16 protein-coding genes are annotated in these 19,765 nt (G+C 72.1%); 10 read left to right on the forward strand and 6 right to left on the reverse strand.

Annotation, left to right across the window (positions count from 1 at the left end; translation table 11 throughout):
- Positions 1–24: 24 nt before the first annotated feature.
- Positions 25–1,485 carry an ATP-binding protein gene (locus K8638_RS02265; protein ID WP_223752711.1) on the reverse strand — a complete coding sequence of 487 codons (1,461 nt, stop codon included), beginning with the start codon at positions 1,483–1,485 and terminating at the stop codon, positions 25–27.
- Positions 1,486–1,745: 260 nt separating this feature from the next.
- Between K8638_RS02265 and K8638_RS02270 the strand changes: the two genes are divergently transcribed.
- The 6 genes from K8638_RS02270 to K8638_RS02295 all read left to right on the forward strand — a co-directional run bounded on the left by K8638_RS02270 (position 1,746) and on the right by K8638_RS02295 (position 10,243).
- Positions 1,746–2,606 (forward strand): N-acetylmuramoyl-L-alanine amidase, encoded by an 861-nt coding sequence (locus tag K8638_RS02270; protein WP_223752712.1) that lies wholly within the window; start codon positions 1,746–1,748, stop codon positions 2,604–2,606.
- 126 nt (positions 2,607–2,732) lie between these two features.
- Positions 2,733–3,047 (forward strand): hypothetical protein, encoded by a 315-nt coding sequence (locus K8638_RS02275; RefSeq protein WP_223752713.1) that lies wholly within the window; start codon positions 2,733–2,735, stop codon positions 3,045–3,047.
- 107 nt (positions 3,048–3,154) lie between these two features.
- Positions 3,155–4,384, forward strand: a complete 1,230-nt coding sequence (locus K8638_RS02280) for a TolC family protein (protein ID WP_223752714.1) — start codon at positions 3,155–3,157, stop codon at positions 4,382–4,384.
- A complete protein-coding gene (locus tag K8638_RS02285; RefSeq protein ID WP_223752715.1) occupies positions 4,381–5,583 on the forward strand; it encodes an efflux RND transporter periplasmic adaptor subunit in 1,203 nt (400 codons plus the stop codon). Before K8638_RS02280 ends, K8638_RS02285 begins: the two co-directional genes overlap by 4 nt.
- Entirely contained in the window at positions 5,573–8,707 is a 3,135-nt protein-coding gene (locus K8638_RS02290; RefSeq protein ID WP_223752716.1) for an efflux RND transporter permease subunit, read from the forward strand. The genes K8638_RS02285 and K8638_RS02290 overlap by 11 nt, the downstream gene beginning before the upstream one ends.
- Before the next feature lie 177 nt (positions 8,708–8,884).
- The gene (locus tag K8638_RS02295; protein ID WP_223752717.1) at positions 8,885–10,243 is read left to right on the forward strand and encodes a hypothetical protein; all 1,359 of its coding nucleotides are present in this window, start codon (positions 8,885–8,887) and stop codon (positions 10,241–10,243) included.
- 279 nt (positions 10,244–10,522) lie between these two features.
- Here K8638_RS02295 and K8638_RS02300 read toward each other — a convergent pair whose 3' ends face one another.
- From K8638_RS02300 to K8638_RS02325, 4 genes are all read right to left on the reverse strand, one after another.
- The gene (locus K8638_RS02300) at positions 10,523–11,140 is read right to left on the reverse strand and encodes a TetR/AcrR family transcriptional regulator (RefSeq protein WP_223752718.1); all 618 of its coding nucleotides are present in this window, start codon (positions 11,138–11,140) and stop codon (positions 10,523–10,525) included.
- Between the two features lie 91 nt (positions 11,141–11,231).
- Positions 11,232–12,299 (reverse strand): HlyD family secretion protein, encoded by a 1,068-nt coding sequence (locus K8638_RS44800; RefSeq protein WP_305071137.1) that lies wholly within the window; start codon positions 12,297–12,299, stop codon positions 11,232–11,234.
- A complete protein-coding gene (locus K8638_RS02320; RefSeq protein ID WP_223752720.1) occupies positions 12,296–13,018 on the reverse strand; it encodes an ABC transporter ATP-binding protein in 723 nt (240 codons plus the stop codon). Before K8638_RS02320 ends, K8638_RS44800 begins: the two co-directional genes overlap by 4 nt.
- 4 nt (positions 13,019–13,022) lie before the next feature.
- Positions 13,023–14,150, reverse strand: coding sequence for an ABC transporter permease (locus K8638_RS02325; protein ID WP_223752721.1), 1,128 nt, complete (start codon positions 14,148–14,150; stop codon positions 13,023–13,025).
- Positions 14,151–14,464: 314 nt separating this feature from the next.
- Here K8638_RS02325 and K8638_RS44475 point away from each other — a divergent pair, with 314 nt between their 5' ends.
- From K8638_RS44475 to K8638_RS02345, 4 genes are all read left to right on the forward strand, one after another.
- Positions 14,465–14,959 carry a heavy metal-binding domain-containing protein gene (locus tag K8638_RS44475; RefSeq protein WP_255662324.1) on the forward strand — a complete coding sequence of 165 codons (495 nt, stop codon included), beginning with the start codon at positions 14,465–14,467 and terminating at the stop codon, positions 14,957–14,959.
- Positions 14,956–16,398: a TolC family protein gene (locus K8638_RS02335; RefSeq protein ID WP_223752722.1), complete on the forward strand. Its 1,443-nt coding sequence runs from the start codon at positions 14,956–14,958 to the stop codon at positions 16,396–16,398. The genes K8638_RS44475 and K8638_RS02335 overlap by 4 nt, the downstream gene beginning before the upstream one ends.
- Positions 16,399–16,474: 76 nt before the next feature.
- Positions 16,475–17,875, forward strand: coding sequence for a multicopper oxidase family protein (locus tag K8638_RS02340; protein ID WP_370643905.1), 1,401 nt, complete (start codon positions 16,475–16,477; stop codon positions 17,873–17,875).
- Between the two features lie 86 nt (positions 17,876–17,961).
- Positions 17,962–18,186, forward strand: a complete 225-nt coding sequence (locus K8638_RS02345) for a heavy-metal-associated domain-containing protein (RefSeq protein WP_223752723.1) — start codon at positions 17,962–17,964, stop codon at positions 18,184–18,186.
- A gap of 248 nt (positions 18,187–18,434) precedes the next feature.
- Here the strand turns inward: K8638_RS02345 and K8638_RS02350 are convergent, their stop codons facing one another.
- A complete protein-coding gene (locus K8638_RS02350) occupies positions 18,435–19,757 on the reverse strand; it encodes a multicopper oxidase family protein (RefSeq protein ID WP_223752724.1) in 1,323 nt (440 codons plus the stop codon).
- Positions 19,758–19,765: the final 8 nt, after the last annotated feature.

A 19,765-nucleotide genomic window follows, 5' to 3' on the forward strand; every position in this document is an offset into this window, starting at 1 on the left:
CGCACCGCATCCGTCCGCTGGTCATCACCGCGGCAGGTGCACGGTGAACGTGGTGCCACCCGGAGCGCTGGAGGCGACCTCCACGTCGCCTCCGTGCCCCCGGACAATCTGATGGGTGATGTACAGACCCAGGCCCAGCCCCGAACCCGAGCCCCCTTCCGGCCGGGCGCGCTTGCCCCGCCTCCAGGCGCTGAAGACGTGGGGCAGCTCCTCGGCGGGGATGGGCGCCCCCTGGTTGTGCACGCGCAGCACCGCGCCCCGAGGGCCGCCCTCGGCGTGCACGTGCACGGCGGTGTCCGGCGGGCTGTACTTCAGCGCGTTGGCCAGCAGGTTGCCCAGGGCCTGCTCCAGCCGGTCCGCGTCCCAGTCGCCCCGGCCGTCTCCCCGCACCTCGAGCCGCACCTCCCGCCCGGGGTGGCTGGCGCGCAGCTCCTCCACGGTGCGGCGCACGGCATCGAACAAATCCCCCGGCGCGCGCATCACGGGGATGCCACCGCCCAGCCTCGCGCGCGCGAAGTCCAGGAGCTGACGAATCATCCGGTCCATCCGCTCCGCGCTGGTGAGGATGCGGGCGGTGAGGCTGGCCTGGCGCTCGTCCAGCCCGCCCCGGCGCTGGAGCTGCTGGGCGGAGATGGACAGGGCGTTGAGCGGGTTGCGCAGGTCATGCCCCAGCATGCCGATGAACTGCTCGCGGAACTCCTCCGCGCTGCGCTCCTCGGTGACGTCGCGCGAGGAGGCCATCACCGCCATCACCCGTCCGTCGGGCGCCACCGCGGGTGACACCACGAAGGCGTAGTGCCGGGGCCCCCGGTCCGAGGAGACGTTGATGCCGCCCCGCTGCACCTGGCCCGTGCGCAGCGCCACCTCCACGAGGCGGATGTAGGGCTCCATCGAGGGGTCCTCGGCGGCCATCTGCGCCAGCGTCTTCCCCACGCCGTGCACACCGTGGCTGCCGCGCGCCGCGCAGAGGGCCTGGTTGACGTAGATGACGCGCCCGGCGCCGTCATAGAGGGCGATGGGCTCCGCCGCGCTGGAGATGGCCAGCTCCAGCAGCCGGCGCTGATGCTCCACCTCGCGGGACAGCGCCTGGACCTCGCGCTCCGCCTTGCGCAGCCGCAGGAGCGCGTGCACCTGGGCGACCAGCTCCTGCGGGTCCACCGGGGCCACTAGGTAGCCGTCCGCGCCATGCTCCAGGCCCTGCGCCCGGTCGCCCGGCCCCACGGCCTGCGCGGACAGGTGCAGCACCAGCACGTTCTGGGTGCGCGGCGCGGCCTTCAGCCGCCGGCAGACCTCCAGCCCGCTGATGTCCGGCAGCCGCACGTCGAGGATGACCAGGTCCGTGAGCTCGTCCGCCAGCGCGAGCGCTTCATTCCCGGACGAGGCCTCCACCACGCGGAAGCCGGCCAGCCCCAGCACGCGCGAAGTCACGTACCGGCTGGCGACGTCGTCATTGACGTTGAGGATGACGGCGGGCTTGGAAGTCATGCGCAGGCCAAGAGATACCGGACAGCGAGTGTCCGCTTCCAGGGTAGACGGGCTATCAACAGCCCGGGAGGCCGCAAAAGTTCTCCACGGAGCGCATCCGGCCGAAGCCTGCTTCGCGCGGCGCGGCCTGAGCCACCCTCGGTGGAGCGAAGATGACGGAGGGTGCGCCCTGGCGCCCCTTCCGTGGCGCGCTCGCAACTTCCCGGGGGCGGAGCGGATAATCCGGACGGATTTCCCCCCTTCCGAGACAGGCCCCCATCATGAGTGTCCGGCTTCCCCCTTCCGTCACGACTCGCACCGCCCCGGCACAGCTCACGCGCGCCGCCGCGCCCGCGGCCGCCGTCACCGCGCCCCCGGCGGGCCTGCGCAAGGGTGACACCGGCCCCAAGGTGAAGCAGCTCCAGGACGCGCTGGTGAAGCTGGGCTACATGACGAAGGCCCAGGTGGCCACCGGCCCCGGCACCTTCGGCCCGAAGACGGAAGCGGCCGTGAAGAAGTTCCAGGCCGACAAGAAGCTGCCCACCACCGGCTACTACGGTGAGCTGACCCACGCGGCGCTGAAGAAGGCGCTCTCCAGCGGGAGCAAGCCGCCCGTGGACGGGCCGGCGAAGCCTCCGCCGACGAAGCCGGGCACCTTCACCAAGCCGCCCGTCATCAGCGCGCCCTCGCCCAACTACAACGAGCGCGGTGGCAAGGACATCGACACCATCGTCCTGCACCACACCGCGTCCAACAACGGCGCGGGCGACCTGGCGTGGATGCGCAACCCGAAGAGCCAGGTGTCCGCGCACTACATGCTGGACCGCGACGGGAAGATCTACCAACTCGTCGGCGACGAGAAGCGCGCGTGGCACGCGGGCAAGGGCGAGCTGCACGGTGTGCCCAGCGACATCAACGCCCGCTCCATCGGCATCGAAATCGTCAACGTGGGCGACGGCAAGACGCCCTTCACCGAGGCCCAGTACAAGGCCCTCACCCAGCTCACCGGCTACCTGAAGCAGAAGTACGACGTGCCCATGAAGAACATCGTCGGGCACGCAGACGTCGCGGTGCCCAAGGGCCGCAAGAACGACCCGGCGCCCAACTTCGACTGGAACCGGCTGCGCAAGGGCATCTCCTGAGCCTCCCCCCGGCGCTGCGTTGAACCGGCCCTTCCATTTTCAAGGGCCGCCGCTCCTCCGGCGCCCCACACCCTCCGTGAGGCCCCACCGCGCGTTCCGTCCGGAACCGTGGTAGGAGTGCCCCCGGTGCTTCGAATCTGGCTCTGCCTCAGCCTGCTGCTGTTCGCCCCGAGCATGGGGCGCCTGCTGCCCGTCCTGTCGGGCACGGTAGGTGAGGTGTGCACGCAGAGCTGCCCGGACGATGACGAGCGCGGGCAGTGCGCTCCCGACTGCACGGACTGCACCTGCTGCGGCCACGTGCGCACCGTGGCCGCGCCGCTCCCCGTGCCCTCGCTCGTGACGCACATGCCCGGACCGCCCCTCTTCGTGCACGAAGAGGACGAGCCGGCCTCCACGGACGCAGGCGACATCCTGCACCCCCCCATAGCCTTCCTCGCGTAGGCCCCCGTCCGTCTTCCGTCCGCACGCGTCCGCCAGGACGGGTGTGCCCCTGTCTCGCTCCGGGCATGCCCTCGCCTGACGCTCGCCGGCTTCGCGAGGTCCCTTCCATGTCCCATCGTCTCGCGATGGCGGCCCCATGGCTTGCCATCGCCCTGCTCCTGCCACGCCCCGGCGTGGCCCGAACGTCATCCGAGCTCACGCTCGAAGAAGCCCTGGTGCTGGCCCGCCAGCGAGCCCCCGCGTTGCTCGAAGCCGCGGGCCGTGTCGCGGAAGCCCGCGGGCCCGTGGCGGGTGCCTCGCCCCCGCTGCGGGACAACCCCACCCTCGAGTTGGAGGCCGGGCCGAGCTCCACCGCGGAGGGCAGGCGCGGCGTGGACGTGGCCGTGGGGCTCGTCCAGCCGCTCGAGCTGGGCGGCAAGCAGGGCGCCCGCCGGGAGTCCGCGCGCGCCGGGCTGGCCCGGGAGACGGCGGCCCGGCAAGACACCGAGCGCCGCGTGCTGGGCGAGGTGGCCGCCACCTTCCTCCGGGCCCTGCACGCCCGGGAGCGGACGAAGCTGGCGCGAGAGGCGGAAGCCACCGCCGTGAGCACCGCACAGTCCACGCAGCGGCGCTTCGAGGCGGGAGACGTGCCCGTGGTGGACGTCAACGTGGCGCGCGTGGCGCTCGCCCGGGCCCGCGCGGACGTGGCGGGCGCGGAGGGAGAGGAGGCGTCCCTCCTTTATATGTTGCGCGCGCTGCTGGGCGTCGGGCTCGCGCAGCCCCTCGGCGTGCGCGGCGAGCTGCGAGCCCTGGCCGTCGCCGGCCCGCCAGCGGCTTCGACGGGAGAGCGCCCGGACATCGTCGCCCTGGAGTCGGAGGTGGCGCAGGCCGAGGCCGACCTCCGGCTGGGCCGGCGCAGCGCGTGGCCCGACGTTGGCGTCGGCGTGCGCTACCAGCGCGAAGTCGATGAGACCGCCGTGCTCGGCACCCTCAGCGTACCGGTGCCCCTCTTCTCCTGGGGACAGGAGGCGCGCGTGACGGGCGAGGCCCGCGTGCGGCGCCTCCAGACGGCGCTGGAAGCCGCCCGCCGCGCGCGGGACGTCCAGGTGGAGGCCGCGCGCGTGCAGCACCGCAAGCGCCAGGAAGCGCTGGAGCTGCTGGAGCGCGAGGCCCTCCCGCTGCTCGCCGACAATGAGTCGCTCGCGCTCAAGTCGTACGAGGCCGGGGAGATGGGGCTCGCCGAGTTCCTCCTCGTCCGCCGGGACACCCTCGAAGCCCGTACCGCATACCTCGACAGCCTCCTCCAGGCCGCCCTCGCCCGCGTGCAGCTCGCCGTGGAGACAGGAGCCCTTCCATGAAGCCCGCCCGCATCCTCCTGCCCGCCCTGCTCCTGCTGGCCGCCCCGCCCTCCTGCAAGCCGGAGTCGCCAAGACACGACGACGCGCACGCGCATGAGGAGGGCGAAGGCGCGGAGGCCCATGGCGGCCACCCCGACGAGCCCCACGTCCGCGTCGCCTCCGAGATGCTGAGGGACTTGCGCGTCACCACCGCCCGCGTGGCCCAGCGTCCCGGCGGTGAGAGCGTCACCGTGCTGGGCGAGCTGACGTTCAGTGAGAATGCCTACGCCGAGGTGGCCTCGCCCATCTCCGCCCGGGTGGGCACCGTCTTCGTCACCACCGGCCAGGAGGTGAGGCAGGGAGACAAGCTCGCCGAGCTGCGCAGCCCCGAGCTGGGCAAGGCCCGCGCGGCGCTGCAAGCGGCCCAGGCCCGCGCCGCCACCGCGCGGCAGGCCGCCGAGCGCAAGCGCTCCCTCGCCGAGGAGCGCATCGTCGCACAGAAGGACGTGCAGGCCGCCGAAGCGGACGCGGCCGCCGCCGACGCGGAGGTTGCCGCGGCCCGCGCGGAGCTGACGTCCCTGGGCGCCAGCGAGGAGGAGCTGCGCGGTGGGCAGGGTGCGCCGGGCTTCGTCCTGCGCGCCCCTCTCTCCGGCACCGTCATCGAGCGCGACGCGCACGTGGGGCAGATGGCGGACCCGGCGCGGCCCCTCTTCCGCGTCGGCGACCTGTCGTCGCTGTGGCTCATCGTCCACGCCTTCGAGCGCGACGCCGTGCGCATCCAGCGAGGCGCATCGGCGCGCGTCACCTTCGCCGCCTTCCCGGGCCGGGAGTACACCGCGAAGGTGGGCCACGTGGGGCAGCGGGTGGACGCGGCCTCGCGCACCATCCCCGTGCGCCTGGAGCTGGACAACCGCGAGGGCCTGCTGCGGCCGGGCATGTCCGCGTCGGCGTCCTTCCCGCTGGGCGACCCCGGCGCCGCCATCACCACCGTCCCGGCGGCGGCCTTGCAGCGCCTGGAGGACGGCTGGGTCGCCTTCCTGCCCACGGACACGCGAGGCGTGTTCGAGCGGCGTGACGTGGGACGGGGCCGCACGCTCGGCGGCGAGGTGGAGGTGCTGTCGGGCCTGAAGGCCGGAGAGCTGGTGGTGGTGGACGGCGCCTTCCTCCTCAAGGCGGAGGTGGAGAAGCAGAGCGGCGGAGGAGAAGGCCATGCGCACTGAGACGGACGCCTCTTCCTCGGTGGTGGACCGCCTGCTGCGCGCGTCCTTCGCCCGGCCCGGCCTCACGGTGGTGCTGGCCCTGGCCCTGGCCGCCTTCGGCGCGGTGGCCCTCCAGGGCCTGCGCCGCGACGTGTTCCCGGACCTGTCCGCCCCCATCTTCAACGTCATCGTGCAGAACGCGGCCATGGGCGCGGAGGAGCTGGAAACGGCCGTGGCCATTCCGCTGGAGGTGGCGCTCGCGGGCCTGCCGGACGTGCGCCGCATCCGCTCCACCTCGCAGCTCGGCGTGACGCAGGTGACGGTGGAGTTCGAGCCGGATGCCGACTACTTCCGCAGCCGCCAGTACGTCGCGGAGCGCGTGGCCCAGGCGCAGGGCGAGCTGCCTCCCGGCACCGACGCGCCGCTCGTCTCCAGCCTCACCGGCCGGCTCAACGAGGTCTTCGAGTTCACCCTGGAGGCGGAGCCCGGCGCGGCGGACCTGATGGCGCTGAGGGATTTGGCCGAGTTCGAGGTGAAGAACCGACTGCTCGCCGTCCCCGGTGTCGCGGGCGTGGAGCGGCTGGGCGGCTACCTGCGGCAGTTCCAGGTGCAGCTCGACCCGGACCAGATGGTGGCGCGCGGCATCAGCCTGGACGCGGTGGAGCACGCGCTGGAGGGCGCCAACCTCAACGCCTCCGGCGGCTTCGTGGTGCAGGGGCCCATGGAGTGGACGGTGCGCGCCGTGGGCCGGGCGCAGACGGTGGAGGACCTGAGCGGCACCGTGGTGGCCCTGCGCGGCGGCACGCCCGTGCTGCTCGGGGACGTCGCCGACATCCGCGAGGCCCCCGCGCTCCGCCGCGGCATCGCCCACCGGCTGAAGGGCGAGGTGGTGAGCTGCCGGGTCATCAAGCAGTTCGGCGCGGACACGCAGCAGGTGGCCGCGGGCGTGCGCGCCGCCCTCACCGAGCTCCAGCAGGGACTGCCCCCGGGCGTGCACCTGCGCGTCGTGTATGACCAGTCACAGCTGGTGGACTCCGCGCTGGGTGGCGTGAGCCGGGCCATCCTGCTCGGGGCCTTCCTGGTGGTGCTCGTCCTCTTCGGGCTGCTGGGGGACTGGCGCGCGGCGCTCATCGTCACGCTCACCCTGCCCCTGTCGCTGGCACTGGCGGGCGTGCTGCTGAAGGCCACGGGCATCGGCATCAACACCATGACGCTGGGCGGGCTGGCCATCGCCGTGGGCCTGCTGGTGGACGCGGCCATCATCGTCACGGAGAACATCGTCCACGATTTGCGCGAGGGCGCGGGACGGAGACCCCGGCGCGAGGAGGCGCTCGCCGCGTCGCTGGAGGTGGGCCGGCCCATCGCCTTCGCCACCCTCATCGTGGTGTCCGTCTTCATTCCCCTGTTCGCGATGACGGGCATCGAGGGGCGCATGTACCAGCCGCTGGCGGCGGCCGTGGTGGCGTGCCTCACCGCGTCGCTGGGGCTGGCCCTCACGCTGGTGCCGGTGGCCTCCGGCCTCTTCCTCCGAGCGCCCCGGCAGGACGCGCCGGAGGACGTGTGGCTCGTGCGCAAGGTGAAGGCCGTCTACGCGCCGCTCCTGGAGTCCTGCATGCGCAGGGCGGGACGGGTGCGGTTGGTGGCGCTCGCCGTCACGGTGCCGGCGCTGGGGTTGGCCTTCGCCGTGGGCAGCGACTTCATGCCCCGGCTGGACGAGGGCGCGCTGCTGCTCCAGACGGTGCTGCCTCCGGAGGCGTCACTGGAGGAGGTGGACCGGCTCAACCACCTCGTGGAGGACGTGCTGCTCGAGTTCCCCGAGGTGGACGACGTGGTGCGCCGCACGGGCCGCGCCGAGCGCACCGAGGACCCGATGCCGCACACGCTCTCCGACGTGCTCGTCGTGCTCAAGCCGGAGCGGGGACGCTCGCTGGAGCGACTGGAGGCGGACATGCGCGAGGCCGTGGCGAAGGTGCCCGGCGTGTCCGCGCTGTTCACCACGCCCCTGGGCATGCGCATCGACGAGGGACTGGGCGGGAGCCCCGCGGACCTCTCCGTGCGCATCTTCGGCCCGGACCTGGAGGTGCTCGCCGGGCTGGCCGAGCGGGCCCGCGCCATCATGGCGAAGGTGGAGGGTGTGGAGGACCTGCGCGCGGAGAAGCTGAGCGGGCTGCCCCAGCTGCGCATCACCGTGAATCGCGCCGCCGTGGCCCGCGTGGGCCTGACACCCGGTGACGTCATCCGCGCGGTGCGCGTGGGACTGGTGGGACAGGAGTCGTCCCAGGTGTGGAAGGGCCAGCGGCGCCATGACCTGGTGCTGCGGCTGGCGGACCACCGCCGGGGAGATGCCAACGCCATCCGCAACCTCCTGGTGGATGGGCATGACGGCACCCGCATTCCGCTGAGCCAGCTCGCGGACATCGAGGAGACCTTCGGCGCGGGCAGCATCCGCCGCGAGGCGGGCAGCCGCCGCATCGCCGTGGAGGCCGGCGTCTCCGGGAGGGACCTGGGGAGCACCGCGGCCGAGGTGCGCGAGCGGCTGGCCGCGGACCTGAAGCTGCCCACCGGCTACTTCCTGGACGTGGGCGGCAAGGTGGAGAGCCAGGAGCGCGCCGCGCGGTCGCTGATGGCCGCCATCGCGGTGGCCATCCTCGCGGTGGTCATCCTGCTCTACCTCGCGCTGGGCTCCCTGTCGGAGGCGCTGGTCATCGTCGCGACCCTGCCGGATGCGTTCGTGGGCGGCATCCTCGCGCTGCTCATCGCCGGGGAGACGTGGAACGTGTCCAGCCTGGTGGGACTCATCGGGCTGTTCGGCATCGCCGTGCAGAACGGGCTGGTACTGGTGGCGCAGACGAAGCTCCTCATGGAGCGCGGCAAGCCCTTCGCCGAGGCCCTGCGCGAGGCGAGCATCGGCCGGGTGCGGCCCAAGCTGATGACGGCGTGCACGGCCATCCTCGGCCTGCTGCCCCTGCTGGTGCTGCCGCTGCACGGCACCGAGGTGGAGCGGCCCCTCGCCGTGGTGATGGTGGGCGGGCTCGTCACGTCCACCCTGTTCACCCTGCTGGTGCTGCCCACGTTCTATGCCTTCGTCCATGGGCTGCGGGAGCGCGTGAGGCGGCGGCTGGCGATGCGGCGCGCGGCCCCCTGAGCACGGAGAGTCGCACCATCGCTCCGGGGGGCCCATGCGCGGTCCCCTCGTCGACACAAAGCTCATACCCGGGGACACGTATACGGCACCGGGCGCTCGCCCTATCTCTCCACGCCGCGGCAAACGGGATTTCCTCACTTGCCGCCGCACCCCGCAGCCCCCGAGCGAGGCAGCTCAATGAGCCAGGAGCAGATCCCCATGCAGGAGCAGCAGATGTACGGCGAGGCCCTCAAGGCCCGCATCACCGACGCTGTTCGCGAGCGCGTCGTGCCGACTCTCGAGGAGCGCCTCGGCAATGAAATCCGTGAGCGTGTGGGCGAGGCGGTGCGCAGCGCGGTGAGCGAGCGCGGGGCGGGCATGCAGCAGGGCAATGCCCCCCAGTTTGGCCCCCAGTTCGACACGGAGCGCATTACCGACGCCATCCACAACCGCCTGGCGGATGCCCTCCGTGAGCGCATCAGCACCGGGGTGCAGGAGCGCGCGCGCGAGGTGCTCAGGGACCGGCTGGCGGAGACGCTGCGCACCGCCCTGGTCGAGAACTGGATGACCCTGCAGCAGGGCTACGGGCAGTTCGACCCCGAGCGCATCGCGGAGAGGGTCCGCGGCCGCCTCGAGGATGTGCTCTGGAGCCGTCTCCACACCGTCGTGCGCGAGCGCATCCGCGAGGTGCTGCGGGAGCGGCTGGCGGAGGGGCTGCGCGGCGCGGTGGGCGAGCGGCTCGCGGGGCCCCAGCAGGGCGCCGGCCAGTTCGACCCCGAGCGCATCGCGGAGGTGCTCCGCGTCCGGCTCGCCGACACCTTGCACGAGCGGCTCCACACCGTCGTGCGTGAGCGCGTCCGCGAGGCGCTGCGGGAGCGGCTGACGGAGGGACTGCGCACCGTCATCTCCGAGCAGCGGATGCAGGGCTTCGCGCAGTTCGACCCCGAGCGCATCGCCGACACCCTCCGCGAGCGCATCGTGGAAGGCATCCGGGAGCGGGTCCACGCCGGCCTGCGCGAGCGCGTCCGTGAAACGCTGCGGGAGCGGCTGGGAGAGGAGCTGCGCGGCGTGGTGAGCGCGCGGTCCATGGGCTTCCAGCCGCAGGGCTTCCAGCCGCAGGGCTTCCAGCCGCAGGGCGGCGGCCAGTTCAACCCCGAGCGCATCGCCGACGCCCTCCGCGGGCGCCTGGTCGATGCCCTCCACGAGCGGCTCTCCATCACCCTGCGTGAGCACCTGAACGAGGTGCTCCGGGAGCGGCTGACCGAGTCGATTCGCGAGGCGCTGGGCGGGACGATGGGCGGCGGCATGGGCTTCCAGCCGGGCATGGGCTTCCCGATGGGGATGGGTGTCCCGATGGGGATGGGCGCCCAGCCGGGCATGGGCTTCCCGCAGGGCGCCGGCCAGGTCGACACCGAGAGCATCGTGTCCGCCGTCCGCGAGCGCATCGGCGAGGAGATCCGCGAGCGCGTGGCGGACGTGGTCCGCGAGCGCGTCGGCGAGGCGGTGCGCAAGGAGCTGAAGACCACCGTCGCCGCCGCTCAGCCGCCGCTGTCCTGACGAGCGCCGGGTCCGGGCCCGGGTGACGGCCACGGACAGAGTGCCTGGATTGCCGTGTCAGCGGCGTCCAGGCACTCGGCGTTTGGGGGCTACTTCGCGAGGCCCTCCCAGTTGCCGTTGGCGCCGTGGCCGTAGTCCTCGCCGTCATCGCGGAACTGCACCGTGTGGTAGCTCCACCTGGCGAAGTTGCCCTCGCAGGCGCCGGAGCCCGTCGTCAGGCCGTTGCAGAACCAGTCGGAGGCAGTCCAGCGCGTCGCGGACCCGGCTCCGGCTCGAGCGCTACCGGCCGTGCCTGCCTGGAGTGGGTCGCGCCGGACGCGGCTCGAAGCCGCTCCACATGACGTCCACGAGGGACTGGATGCGGGCCTTCCGTCCCTCCCGGCGCGGCAGGCCGTTCAGCGTCTCGAACATGGCGATGCTGTGCACCGCCGCCAGGAAGTTCTGGGCCGCGGCGGCCGGCTCCACCTGCGAGATGCGTCCCTCCTCGCGCCACCGTGTCATCCGCGCGGTGAACTCCTCCAGGAGCCGCATGAAGGGCAGTCCCCGGTGCCACTTCACCAGCGTGGGCCGGTCCAGCGAGGGATGGGTGATGACGTGGAGGAGCGTCGGAAGCAGCTCCACGAAGTACTCCGCCACCCGCGTCGCGACCTCCTCCAGGTGGGCCTTCATGTCCTCGGGGGAGGGACTTCCCAACAACTTCTCCACGTCGACCGGGGGCGGCGTCATCGCCGCGAGGAAGAGGTCGTCCTTGGAGCCGAAGCGCTGGTACAGCACGGCCTCGGAGATGCCCACCTCCTGGGCCACCGTCCGCGTGGACACCGCATGGCCCTTCTCCCGGAAGAGCCGCTCCGCGATGCGGAGGATGGCTGCGTCATCAATCGTCTTCGTCCGGCCCACGTCCGCTCCCTGGCATCCCTCGGGCGGTCTGTCTCCGCCCTCCCTTCCGAGCATGGGCCCGGGGAGGAAGCGCGGCAAGGCCCGGGAATGCTCAGCCCCGCGCTGGCGCCGCCACCGGCTCCGTGTTCCCCGTGTGCCCCCACACCCGCTGTCCCGGAACCAGCGGCGCCGTGCCTTGAACCTCCACGAAGACCTCGCGGATGCGGACGTCCGCGCGAGTCGTCGGCGTCTCCGTGGCCAGCCCGCGACGTCCCAACAAGGGCGCGAGCCGCACCACCCGTCCCTCCGCCAGCCGTGCACCGCCATCCGTGTAGAGCGCGCAGGGCATGCCCACCTCCACCCGGGGCGCGTCGATTTCATCCACCTCCAGCCGCACCTGCATCCGGGTGGTGTCGCCCAGCACGAACAGGGCCTGCGCGCCCTGGGTGTAGAGCTCGCCCGGCTGGAAGCGCCCCCACAGCACCGTGCCGGTAAGCGGCGAGAGGACCTGACGCCGCGCCAGCGCCGCTTCGGCCTGGCGCAGCCTCGCACGCGCCGCCTGCAGCCGCTCCTGCGCCACCCTCCGGTCCTCCCGCCGGGGTCCCCGCTCGATGGCCTGGAGCCGCGCCTCGGCCGCGAGCGCCGCCGCCTCGAGGGCCCGGGACTCGGCGGTGGCCCGCTCCGCGTCGGCGGTGGGCAGCGTGCCGGCCTCCCGCAGCCGGCGGGCCCGCTCCGCATCCGCCACGGCCTGCCTCGCCCGCGACACGGCGGCCTCGTGCTCGGCCCGGGCCTGGGCCCGCTCCTCGACGGTGGCGCCATGCTGGTAGCGCTCGGCCACGGCCACGGCCTCGGCGACCTCGGCCCGCGCCAGGGAGATGGCGTGCCGCTGGGCCTCATCATCGAGCCGCGCGAGCACCTGCCCCTCGGTGACGGCCTGTCCCTCGCCGACCAGCACCTCCGCCACGCGCCCGGACTCCTGCGCGGCCAGTTCCACGGCCCCACCCCAGGGCTCGACGATGCCGGGGGCCACCACACGGAGACTGTCGATGGGCAGGACTCCAGCGCCCGAGGTCCCCGTCACCGAGCTCTTGCGCTCGACGGCCGGAGGCCCGTGGCAGCCCGACAGCCCCACGCCGAGTACCACCGATGCCATGACTCCCAGACGACGCTGCCGCTTCATGCGTGTACCTCCCGTACGACGGGGCTCGCCTTCTCGTGGACGCGCCCATCGACGACCTCGACGAGCCGGTCCGCGATGGAGAGCACCCGCTCGTCATGGGTGACGACCACGACGGCACGCCCCAGGTCCGTGGCGAGCGCCTTCAACGTGTTCAGGACGACCCGGCCCGTCGCCCCATCCAGCGAGGCCGTGGGCTCGTCGCACAAGATGACGGGCGCATCGGTGACCAGCGCGCGGGCAATGGCCACACGCTGCTGCTGGCCTCCTGACAGGAGCCGGGGCTTCGCCGCCTCGCGGTCTGACAGCCCCACGCGGGCCAGCGCCTCACGAGCGCGCGCCGTCCGCTCCCGGGCCGGTGTCCCCCGCAGGAGCAGCGGGAGCGCCACGTTGTCGAGCGCGCTCAGCCCCGGCATGAGGTTGAACTGCTGGAACACGAAGCCCACGCGGTCCCTCCGCAGGAGCGCCAGCGCGTCGGGGTTGCCTTCCGACACCACCTGCCCGTCGAGCACCACCTCGCCCTCCGTCGGCGAGAGGACGAGCCCGAGGAGGCTCAGCAGCGTCGTCTTGCCGCTCCCGGACGGGCCCATGACGACGAGCACCTCGCCACGGCGCACCTGGATGTCCGTGGGATGGAGGGCCCGCACGGCGAGCGCCCCCGTGCCGAACACCCGGCCGACACCGCGGCCTTCGAGGACCACCTGGGAAGAAGACGTGTGCATGGTGTCAGCCCCGGAAGACGATGGCGGGGTCGATGGCGAGCGCCCGGCGCACCGCCGCCAGTGATGCGAGCGTGCAGGAGAGGAAGGACGCCGCCACGACGCTTGCGAGCATCCACGGCGGAGCCAGCATGGGCGCCTGCGTGGCGTGCGCCTTCACGAAGAAGAAGGCCAGGAGCCCCACCGTGCAGCCCACGGCGAAGAACAGCCACGCCTGCGCCAGCAGCAGGCGGAAGAGGTCCCTCCGCGTGGCCCCCAGGGCCTTGAGCGTGCCGTAGTCGCGAAGGCGGTCGATGACCGAGGAGTAGAGCGTAATCGCGACGATGACGGAGCCGATGAACGCGGCCACCATCGTCCCCATGCCGAACACCATTCCCACCGGCGTGCGCCGGAGGAAGTGGCGGACCTCCATGGCGCTCAATTCATCACGCGTGACGGCGAGCGCGTCCGGAAGGCGGGCCTGGAGGCGCTGGCGCACGGCGATGGCGTCCTCGCCCGGGGCGACGCCCGCGGCCACGAAGGTGACGCGGTCCTGGGGAAACCCGGTGTACGCGCGCGCGTCGTCGAGGTTCGCGAAGACGTAGGAGTACGAGCTGTGCGGGTCGAGCTTGTCGAAGTAACCGGCCACGAAGGCCGTCTTCCCGTCGATTTCGAGCCGCTCGCCCCGGGGCGGGAAGGCGAAGACGGGCCGGGCCGTCCAGGAGAGGAAGACTCGCGCGGTGCCACGCAGCTCCTCGCGACGGGTGCCATCCACCAGCGTCCGGGCCAGCCCCGCGTAGCGCGGTGGCTCGACGCCCACCACCATCACCGGCTCGCGCACGCCGTCCGGGCGGGTGATGCGGCTCATTCCCTGGATGACGGGCGCGGCCCAGGCCACGCCCGGAGTGCTGGCGACTTCCGACACCCGCGTCGCGGGCAGCGAGCCGGTGAGCTCCGTGTTCTCCGTGGCCGCCGAGGCGACCCAGAGGTCCGCGTCCGTCCCATCCGCGAAGGCGGAGACGAGTCCCAGGATGCCCAGCAGGATGGAGAGCTGCTGGGACATGAGGAACACGGACACGACCACGCCCGCGAGCGTCCCCAGGCTCTTGGAGGGTGCGTCGAGCAGCATCTTCAGGGCGAGACCGAGCATCCGCATGAGTGGGCGCCGTGGGAGTGGGCTGGAACGTCGATGCCCGATAAATAAGCAAGCGCTTGCTTATTGTCAATGAAGTGGGACGCTCCCGGTCCTGGTGGAGGGGCGAGCCGGAGGGAGCACGCAACATGGGGTGGTGAACACCGCCCGCGCACCGGCACGTCACAGTGTGACGGCATCGGTTACATGAAGTGTTCATCCACCGCGCGTCCCGCGAGGGAGTTGCCCGTGAGCACGCACGGGCGGCCCGGCACATGGCTTGCTCACCGAAGTGTGCTTCTGGCGGCCGGCATGGCCCGCCACCCCCGAGGTCCGTCATGCACCGAACCTTCTGCGCTCTCGCGAGCCTCCTCGTGCTCGCGGCCTGCGCCTCCGCCGAGCCGAAGAGGCCACCCGCCACACTGGACCCGTCGAATCCGGATGCGCCCGAAGCCCCGCACGCCTCGCTGCCGGGCACGCTCACGGCTGCCCCTCCCTCCGCGCAGTCCCCCACCGAATCTCCCGAGGCTGGCCATGCACGTCACGGCGCGGCGGCTCCGGCTTCCACGCGGGACGCGGGCACCACCGCTCCGGGCCATGAACACCATGGCTCCGCATCCCAGCCCCCCGCGCGGGACGCTGGCACCGCCACTGTCTACACGTGCCCCATGCACCCGGAGGTGCGGTCCGAAACGCCCGGCACCTGCCCCATTTGCGGAATGAAGCTGGTGCCGGAGCAACCCCGGCCCGGAGGCCCCGCGGACGCGGGACAGCCCCGGCCCGCTCCGTCCGGACATGAACATCATGGCCACGGCCAGGGAGCGCATCCATGAGAGCAGCCGCCCCTGTCTGCATCGCACTGCTCGCGAGCGGCTGTGCCACCATCCAGAAGGACCTCGGCCACTCCGAGGTGGCGTCGCTCGTCGAGAAGCGGCTGGGCCGCAAGACGCGCTGGAACCAGGGGACGCCCGAGGACGCCGAGGTGGCGCGTCACCTCGACACACTCCTCGCGGGCGACCTCACCTCGGACCGCGCGGTGGAGGTGGCGCTGCTCAACAACCCCTCGCTCCAGTCCACGTACGAGGACCTGGGTGTCTCACAGGCCGACATGGTGCAGGCGGGGCTCATCAGCAATCCGACCTTCAGCGGCAGCATCGGCTTCCCCATCTCCGGAATCGGCGGCATCGAGCACGAGTTCTCCCTGGTGCAGGAGTTCGTGGACCTCTTCACGCTGCCGCTGCGCAAGCGCGTGGCCCAGGAGCAGTTCGTGGCCGACACGCTGCGTGTCGCGCACGAGGCGCTCGCCACCGCGGCCGAGGTGCGCAAGACCTTCAGCGAGGTGCAGGCGCGCCAGCAACTCGTGGAGCTGCGCCGCATGGTGCTGCACGCGGCGGAGGCCACGTCCGAGCTGGCGGCCCGCCAGTACGAAGCGGGCAACATCACCGAGCTGGAGCTGGCCGCCGAGCAGGCCGCCGCCGAGGAGGCTCGGCTCGTGCTGGCACAGGAGGAGCTGACGCTGGTGGAGGACCGGGAGCACCTCAACCGGCTGCTGGGCCTCTGGGGCCCTCGCACGCAGTGGACCGTCTCGGAGCGCCTCCCCTCGCTGCCCGAGCAGGAGTTGCCACTGGAGCGGCTGGAGTCGCTCGCCATCCGGCAGCGGCTGGACATCGACGCGGCCCGGAAGCAGGCCTCGCTCCTGTGGAACGCACTGGAGCTGGCGCGGAGCACGCGCTACTTCGGGCGCGTCGAGGTGGGCGTCCACACGCACAAGGACGCGGACGGCCCGCGCCTCTTCGGCCCCACCCTGTCGCTGGAGCTGCCCATCTTCGACCAGCGCCAGGCCCTCATCGCCCGGCTGGAGTCCCAGCACCGCCAGGGCGAGCGGCGGCTCACGGAGCTGTCCGTCAACGCCCGCTCGGAGGTCCGCGCCGCGCGGGCCCGGCTGCTGTCGCTCCGCATGGTGGCCGAGCGCTACCGGCGCGTCGTCCTCCCCCTGCGCGAGAAGGTCGTGGATCAGTCGCAGCTCCAGTACAACGGCATGCAGATTGGCCTCTACCAGCTGCTCGCCGCCAAGCGGGAGCAGGTGGAGGCGTATCGCTCGTACGTCGAAGCCGTCCGCGACTACTGGATGGCGCGCGCCGAGCTGGAGCGGCTCGTGGGCGGCCGGCTTCCCGGACGGACGACGCAGCCCACCCAACCCGAGACACAGCCCGAACACGGCCAGCACCGTGACGGCGGTACGGAGGCTCCTCATGAGCACGGACAACACTGACGCCGGGCAGGCTCCCGGTGCTTCACCGTCCGACACCTCCGAGACTCAGGAGCGCGCGGACAGCACCGGGGGCCCCCTGACGCGGCGGAGCATGCTGGCCACGACGGGCGCCACGCTCGCGGGCGGCGCGCTGCTGCTCAGGGGCGCCACGGCCCATGCGCAGTCGGACGTCCCGGGCGCTCGCAGGCCCCGGGAGGGCTCCGCCGCGGCGACTGGCCGGCGCCATGCGAGACAGGACTGGCTGCCCCCCGGGATGCCGAACCGCGACTACCGGCCCGTCGTCGTGCCCAACGGCTCGAAGCTGCCGTGGAAGGTGGTGGACGGCGTGAAGGTCTTCCACCTGGTGGCCGAGGAGGTGGAGCACGAGTTCGCGCCCGGCCTGAAGGCCTTCTGCTGGGGCTACAACGGCAAGGTGCATGGTCCCACCATCGAGGTGGTGGAGGGCGACCGGGTCCGTTTCTACGTCACCAACCGGCTGCCCGCGGCCACCACCGTGCACTGGCACGGCATCCTGCTGCCCAACGGCATGGACGGCGTGGGCGGCCTCAACCAGAAGTCCATCGCCCCGGGAGAGACGTTCCGCTACGAGTACACCGTGCGCCAGTCGGGCATGGGCATGTACCACTCGCACCATGACGAGATGACGCAGATGGCGCTCGGCATGGCGGGGCTGTTCGTCATCCACCCGCGCCGGCCCGTGGGCCCTCGCATCGACCGCGACTTCGCCATCCTCCTGCACGAGTGGCGCATCGACGCCGGCACCCGCCGGCCCAACCCCAACGAGATGACGGACTTCAACGTGCTCACCATGAACGCGAAGGCGTTCCCTGGCACGGAGCCGCTCGTGGTGCGCAAGGGCGAGCGGGTGCGCATCCGCCTGGGCAACCTGTCCGCGACGGACCACCACCCCATCCACCTGCACGGCTACCAGTTCCGCATCACCGAGACGGACGGAGGCCGCATCGCCGAGGCCGCGCAGTGGCCGGAGACGACGGTGCTGGTGCCGGTGGGCAGCACGCGCACCATCGAGTTCGTCGCGGACGAGCCCGGCGACTGGGCCATGCACTGCCACATGACGCACCACCTGATGAACCAGATGGGCCACGAGTTTCCCAACATGATTGGCGTGAAGCCGGGCGGGCTGGACGCGAAGGTGCGCACGCTGCTGCCGGGCTACATGACCATGGGCCAGACGGGCATGGCCGAGATGGCGGACATGGGGATGGCCGTGCCCGCCAACTCCATTCCCATGCTCGGAGCCCGCGGCAAGCACGACTCCATCACCATGGGCGGCATGTTCACCGTGCTCAAGGTGCGCGAGCGGCTGGAGAGCTACGAGGACCCGGGCTGGTACGACAACCCACCCGGCACGCTCGCGGAGGCGGCGGGCACGGACGAACTGCGCCGGGACGGCATCGACGTGAACGCCCCGTCCACCGCCGACCCGGGCTCACCCGGCGGTGGCCGCCGCGGATGAACGTCAGGGGCCAGTAAGAGCGCGCGCGGTGCCGCGTTTCCCTTCGCGAGCCGGCGATGAACGCCGGGCAGACGAGGAGCGACACCATGGCGAAGAATCAGGAAGTCGTACTGAACGTCGAGGGAATGACCTGCGGCTCGTGCATCCGCCACGTCAACAGCGCGCTGCGCAAGGTGGAGGGCGTGAAGGAGGTGGATGTCCAGCTCGCCAGCGGCCGCGTCATCGTGCGCCATGACTCCGGCACGCCGGACGTCGGCGAGATGATTGAAGCGCTGCGGGACGCCGGGTACCCGTCCTCCGCCGCGGCGTGAGTCCCCTCCTCGGCCAGTGGCTGAGCCCCGAGACGACCGCACCTCGCGGAACGAGGTGGCCCTCCGCTCCGGACATCCCGGGGACGGGCGGTCACCTCGTTCCGCTTTTCGCCGTTGGCCCCTGGAGCATGGCGTACAAAACGCGAAACCCCACCCGGCACGAGACAGCCTCCGTGGAGACGGAGGCCCGCCGCGTGAGCCAGGTGGGGAAGGCCTCGGGTGCCCGAGGCGGATGAAGCGCGGTGCCCTCAGCCGAAGCGAGCGTCCACGTCGATGCCGTCCGCGGCCAGCCGCGACGGGTCGGCCTTGTCGGCCACGGTGCCACGGGGGTGCACGTACCAGCCGCTCCCGTCCTCCGTCTCCGGGTTCTCCCGCACCTTGAGCAGGGTGAACATGCCGCCCATGTCGATGGAGCCGAAGGGCCCCTTGCCGCCCACCATGGGAATGCTGTTGGCGGGCATTGGCATTCCCATCTCCTCCATGCCGCCCATGCCCTGGTGCCCCATCGTCATGTAGCCCGGCACCAGCGACTGCACCCGCCGGTCGATGGCCCGCGCGTCGGCCCCCAGTGTCACCGGGGCCGCGTGGCCCATCTGGTTCATCACGTGGTGCGTCATGTGGCAGTGCATGGCCCAGTCGCCGGGCTCGTCCGCGACGAACTCGATGACACGCGTGCTGCCCACCGGCACCAGCACCGTCGTCTCCGGGTAGCGCGCGGACTCGGGGACGTAGCCCCCGTCCGTGGCCGTCATCTCGAACGACAGGCCGTGCAGGTGGATGGGGTGGTGGTCCATCGCGGACAGGTTGCCCAGGCGGATGCGCACCCGCTCCCCACGCCCGATGACGAGCGGCGCGGTGGCCGGGAAGGCCTTGGAGTTGAACGTGAGGACGTTGAAGTCACTCATCGCGCTGGGGTCCGGCCGGCGCATGCCCGGCAGCACCTTCCACTCGTGCGTCATCAGCGCGAAGTCTCGGTCCACGCGCGGGCCGCGCGGGCGCTTCGGGTGGACGATGAACATCCCCATCATCCCGAGCGCCATCTGCGTCATCTCGTCGTAGTGGGGGTGATACATGTACGTGCCCGGCCGGTTCAGCGTGAGCTCGTAGACGAAGGTCTCCCCCGGAGGAATGGGGCGCTGGTTGAGCCCGGACACGCCGTCCATGCCGTTGGGGACGATGAGCCCATGCCAGTGCACGGTGGTGGGCTCGGGCAGCCGGTTGGTGACGTAGATGCGGACCCGGTCCCCCTCCACCGCCTCGATGGTGGGGCCCGGCGTCGAGCCGTTGTAGCCCCACGCCTCCACCTCCAGCCCGGGAGCGAAGGTGTGCTTCACCGGCATCGCCACCAGGTGGCCCACCTTCACGCCACCCACGTTCTTCCACGGCAGCGTGGAGCCGTTGGGCGTGGTGACGGCCACCTGCCCTCCCGGAGCGATGATGCGCGGCTTTTCAGCGCGCGCGGTGACGGGCGCGAGCGGCGCGGGATGAGGCTGCCCCTCGGCGAGAGCGTGGCGGGCGAGCAGCGTGCCCCCGGCCAGTGCCCCCAGCTGCATGAATTCCCTGCGGTCCATGGTGTCGT

Source organism: Myxococcus sp. RHSTA-1-4 (assembly GCF_020037125.1).
GTDB lineage: Bacteria > Myxococcota > Myxococcia > Myxococcales > Myxococcaceae > Myxococcus.

Bases quoted from the DNA above. Each gene is read 5' to 3' on its own strand.
- K8638_RS02265 (WP_223752711.1), bottom strand. From the start codon at position 1,485: ATGACTTCCAAGCCCGCCGTCATCCTCAACGTCAATGACGACGTCGCC.
- K8638_RS02270 (WP_223752712.1), top strand. From the start codon at position 1,746: ATGAGTGTCCGGCTTCCCCCTTCCGTCACGACTCGCACCGCCCCGGCA.
- K8638_RS02280 (WP_223752714.1), top strand. From the start codon at position 3,155: ATGTCCCATCGTCTCGCGATGGCGGCCCCATGGCTTGCCATCGCCCTG.
- K8638_RS02285 (WP_223752715.1), top strand. From the start codon at position 4,381: ATGAAGCCCGCCCGCATCCTCCTGCCCGCCCTGCTCCTGCTGGCCGCC.
- K8638_RS02290 (WP_223752716.1), top strand. From the start codon at position 5,573: ATGCGCACTGAGACGGACGCCTCTTCCTCGGTGGTGGACCGCCTGCTG.
- K8638_RS02295 (WP_223752717.1), top strand. From the start codon at position 8,885: ATGAGCCAGGAGCAGATCCCCATGCAGGAGCAGCAGATGTACGGCGAG.
- K8638_RS44800 (WP_305071137.1), bottom strand. From the start codon at position 12,299: ATGAAGCGGCAGCGTCGTCTGGGAGTCATGGCATCGGTGGTACTCGGC.
- K8638_RS02320 (WP_223752720.1), bottom strand. From the start codon at position 13,018: ATGCACACGTCTTCTTCCCAGGTGGTCCTCGAAGGCCGCGGTGTCGGC.
- K8638_RS02325 (WP_223752721.1), bottom strand. From the start codon at position 14,150: ATGCGGATGCTCGGTCTCGCCCTGAAGATGCTGCTCGACGCACCCTCC.
- K8638_RS44475 (WP_255662324.1), top strand. From the start codon at position 14,465: ATGCACCGAACCTTCTGCGCTCTCGCGAGCCTCCTCGTGCTCGCGGCC.
- K8638_RS02335 (WP_223752722.1), top strand. From the start codon at position 14,956: ATGAGAGCAGCCGCCCCTGTCTGCATCGCACTGCTCGCGAGCGGCTGT.
- K8638_RS02345 (WP_223752723.1), top strand. From the start codon at position 17,962: ATGGCGAAGAATCAGGAAGTCGTACTGAACGTCGAGGGAATGACCTGC.
- K8638_RS02350 (WP_223752724.1), bottom strand. From the start codon at position 19,757: ATGGACCGCAGGGAATTCATGCAGCTGGGGGCACTGGCCGGGGGCACG.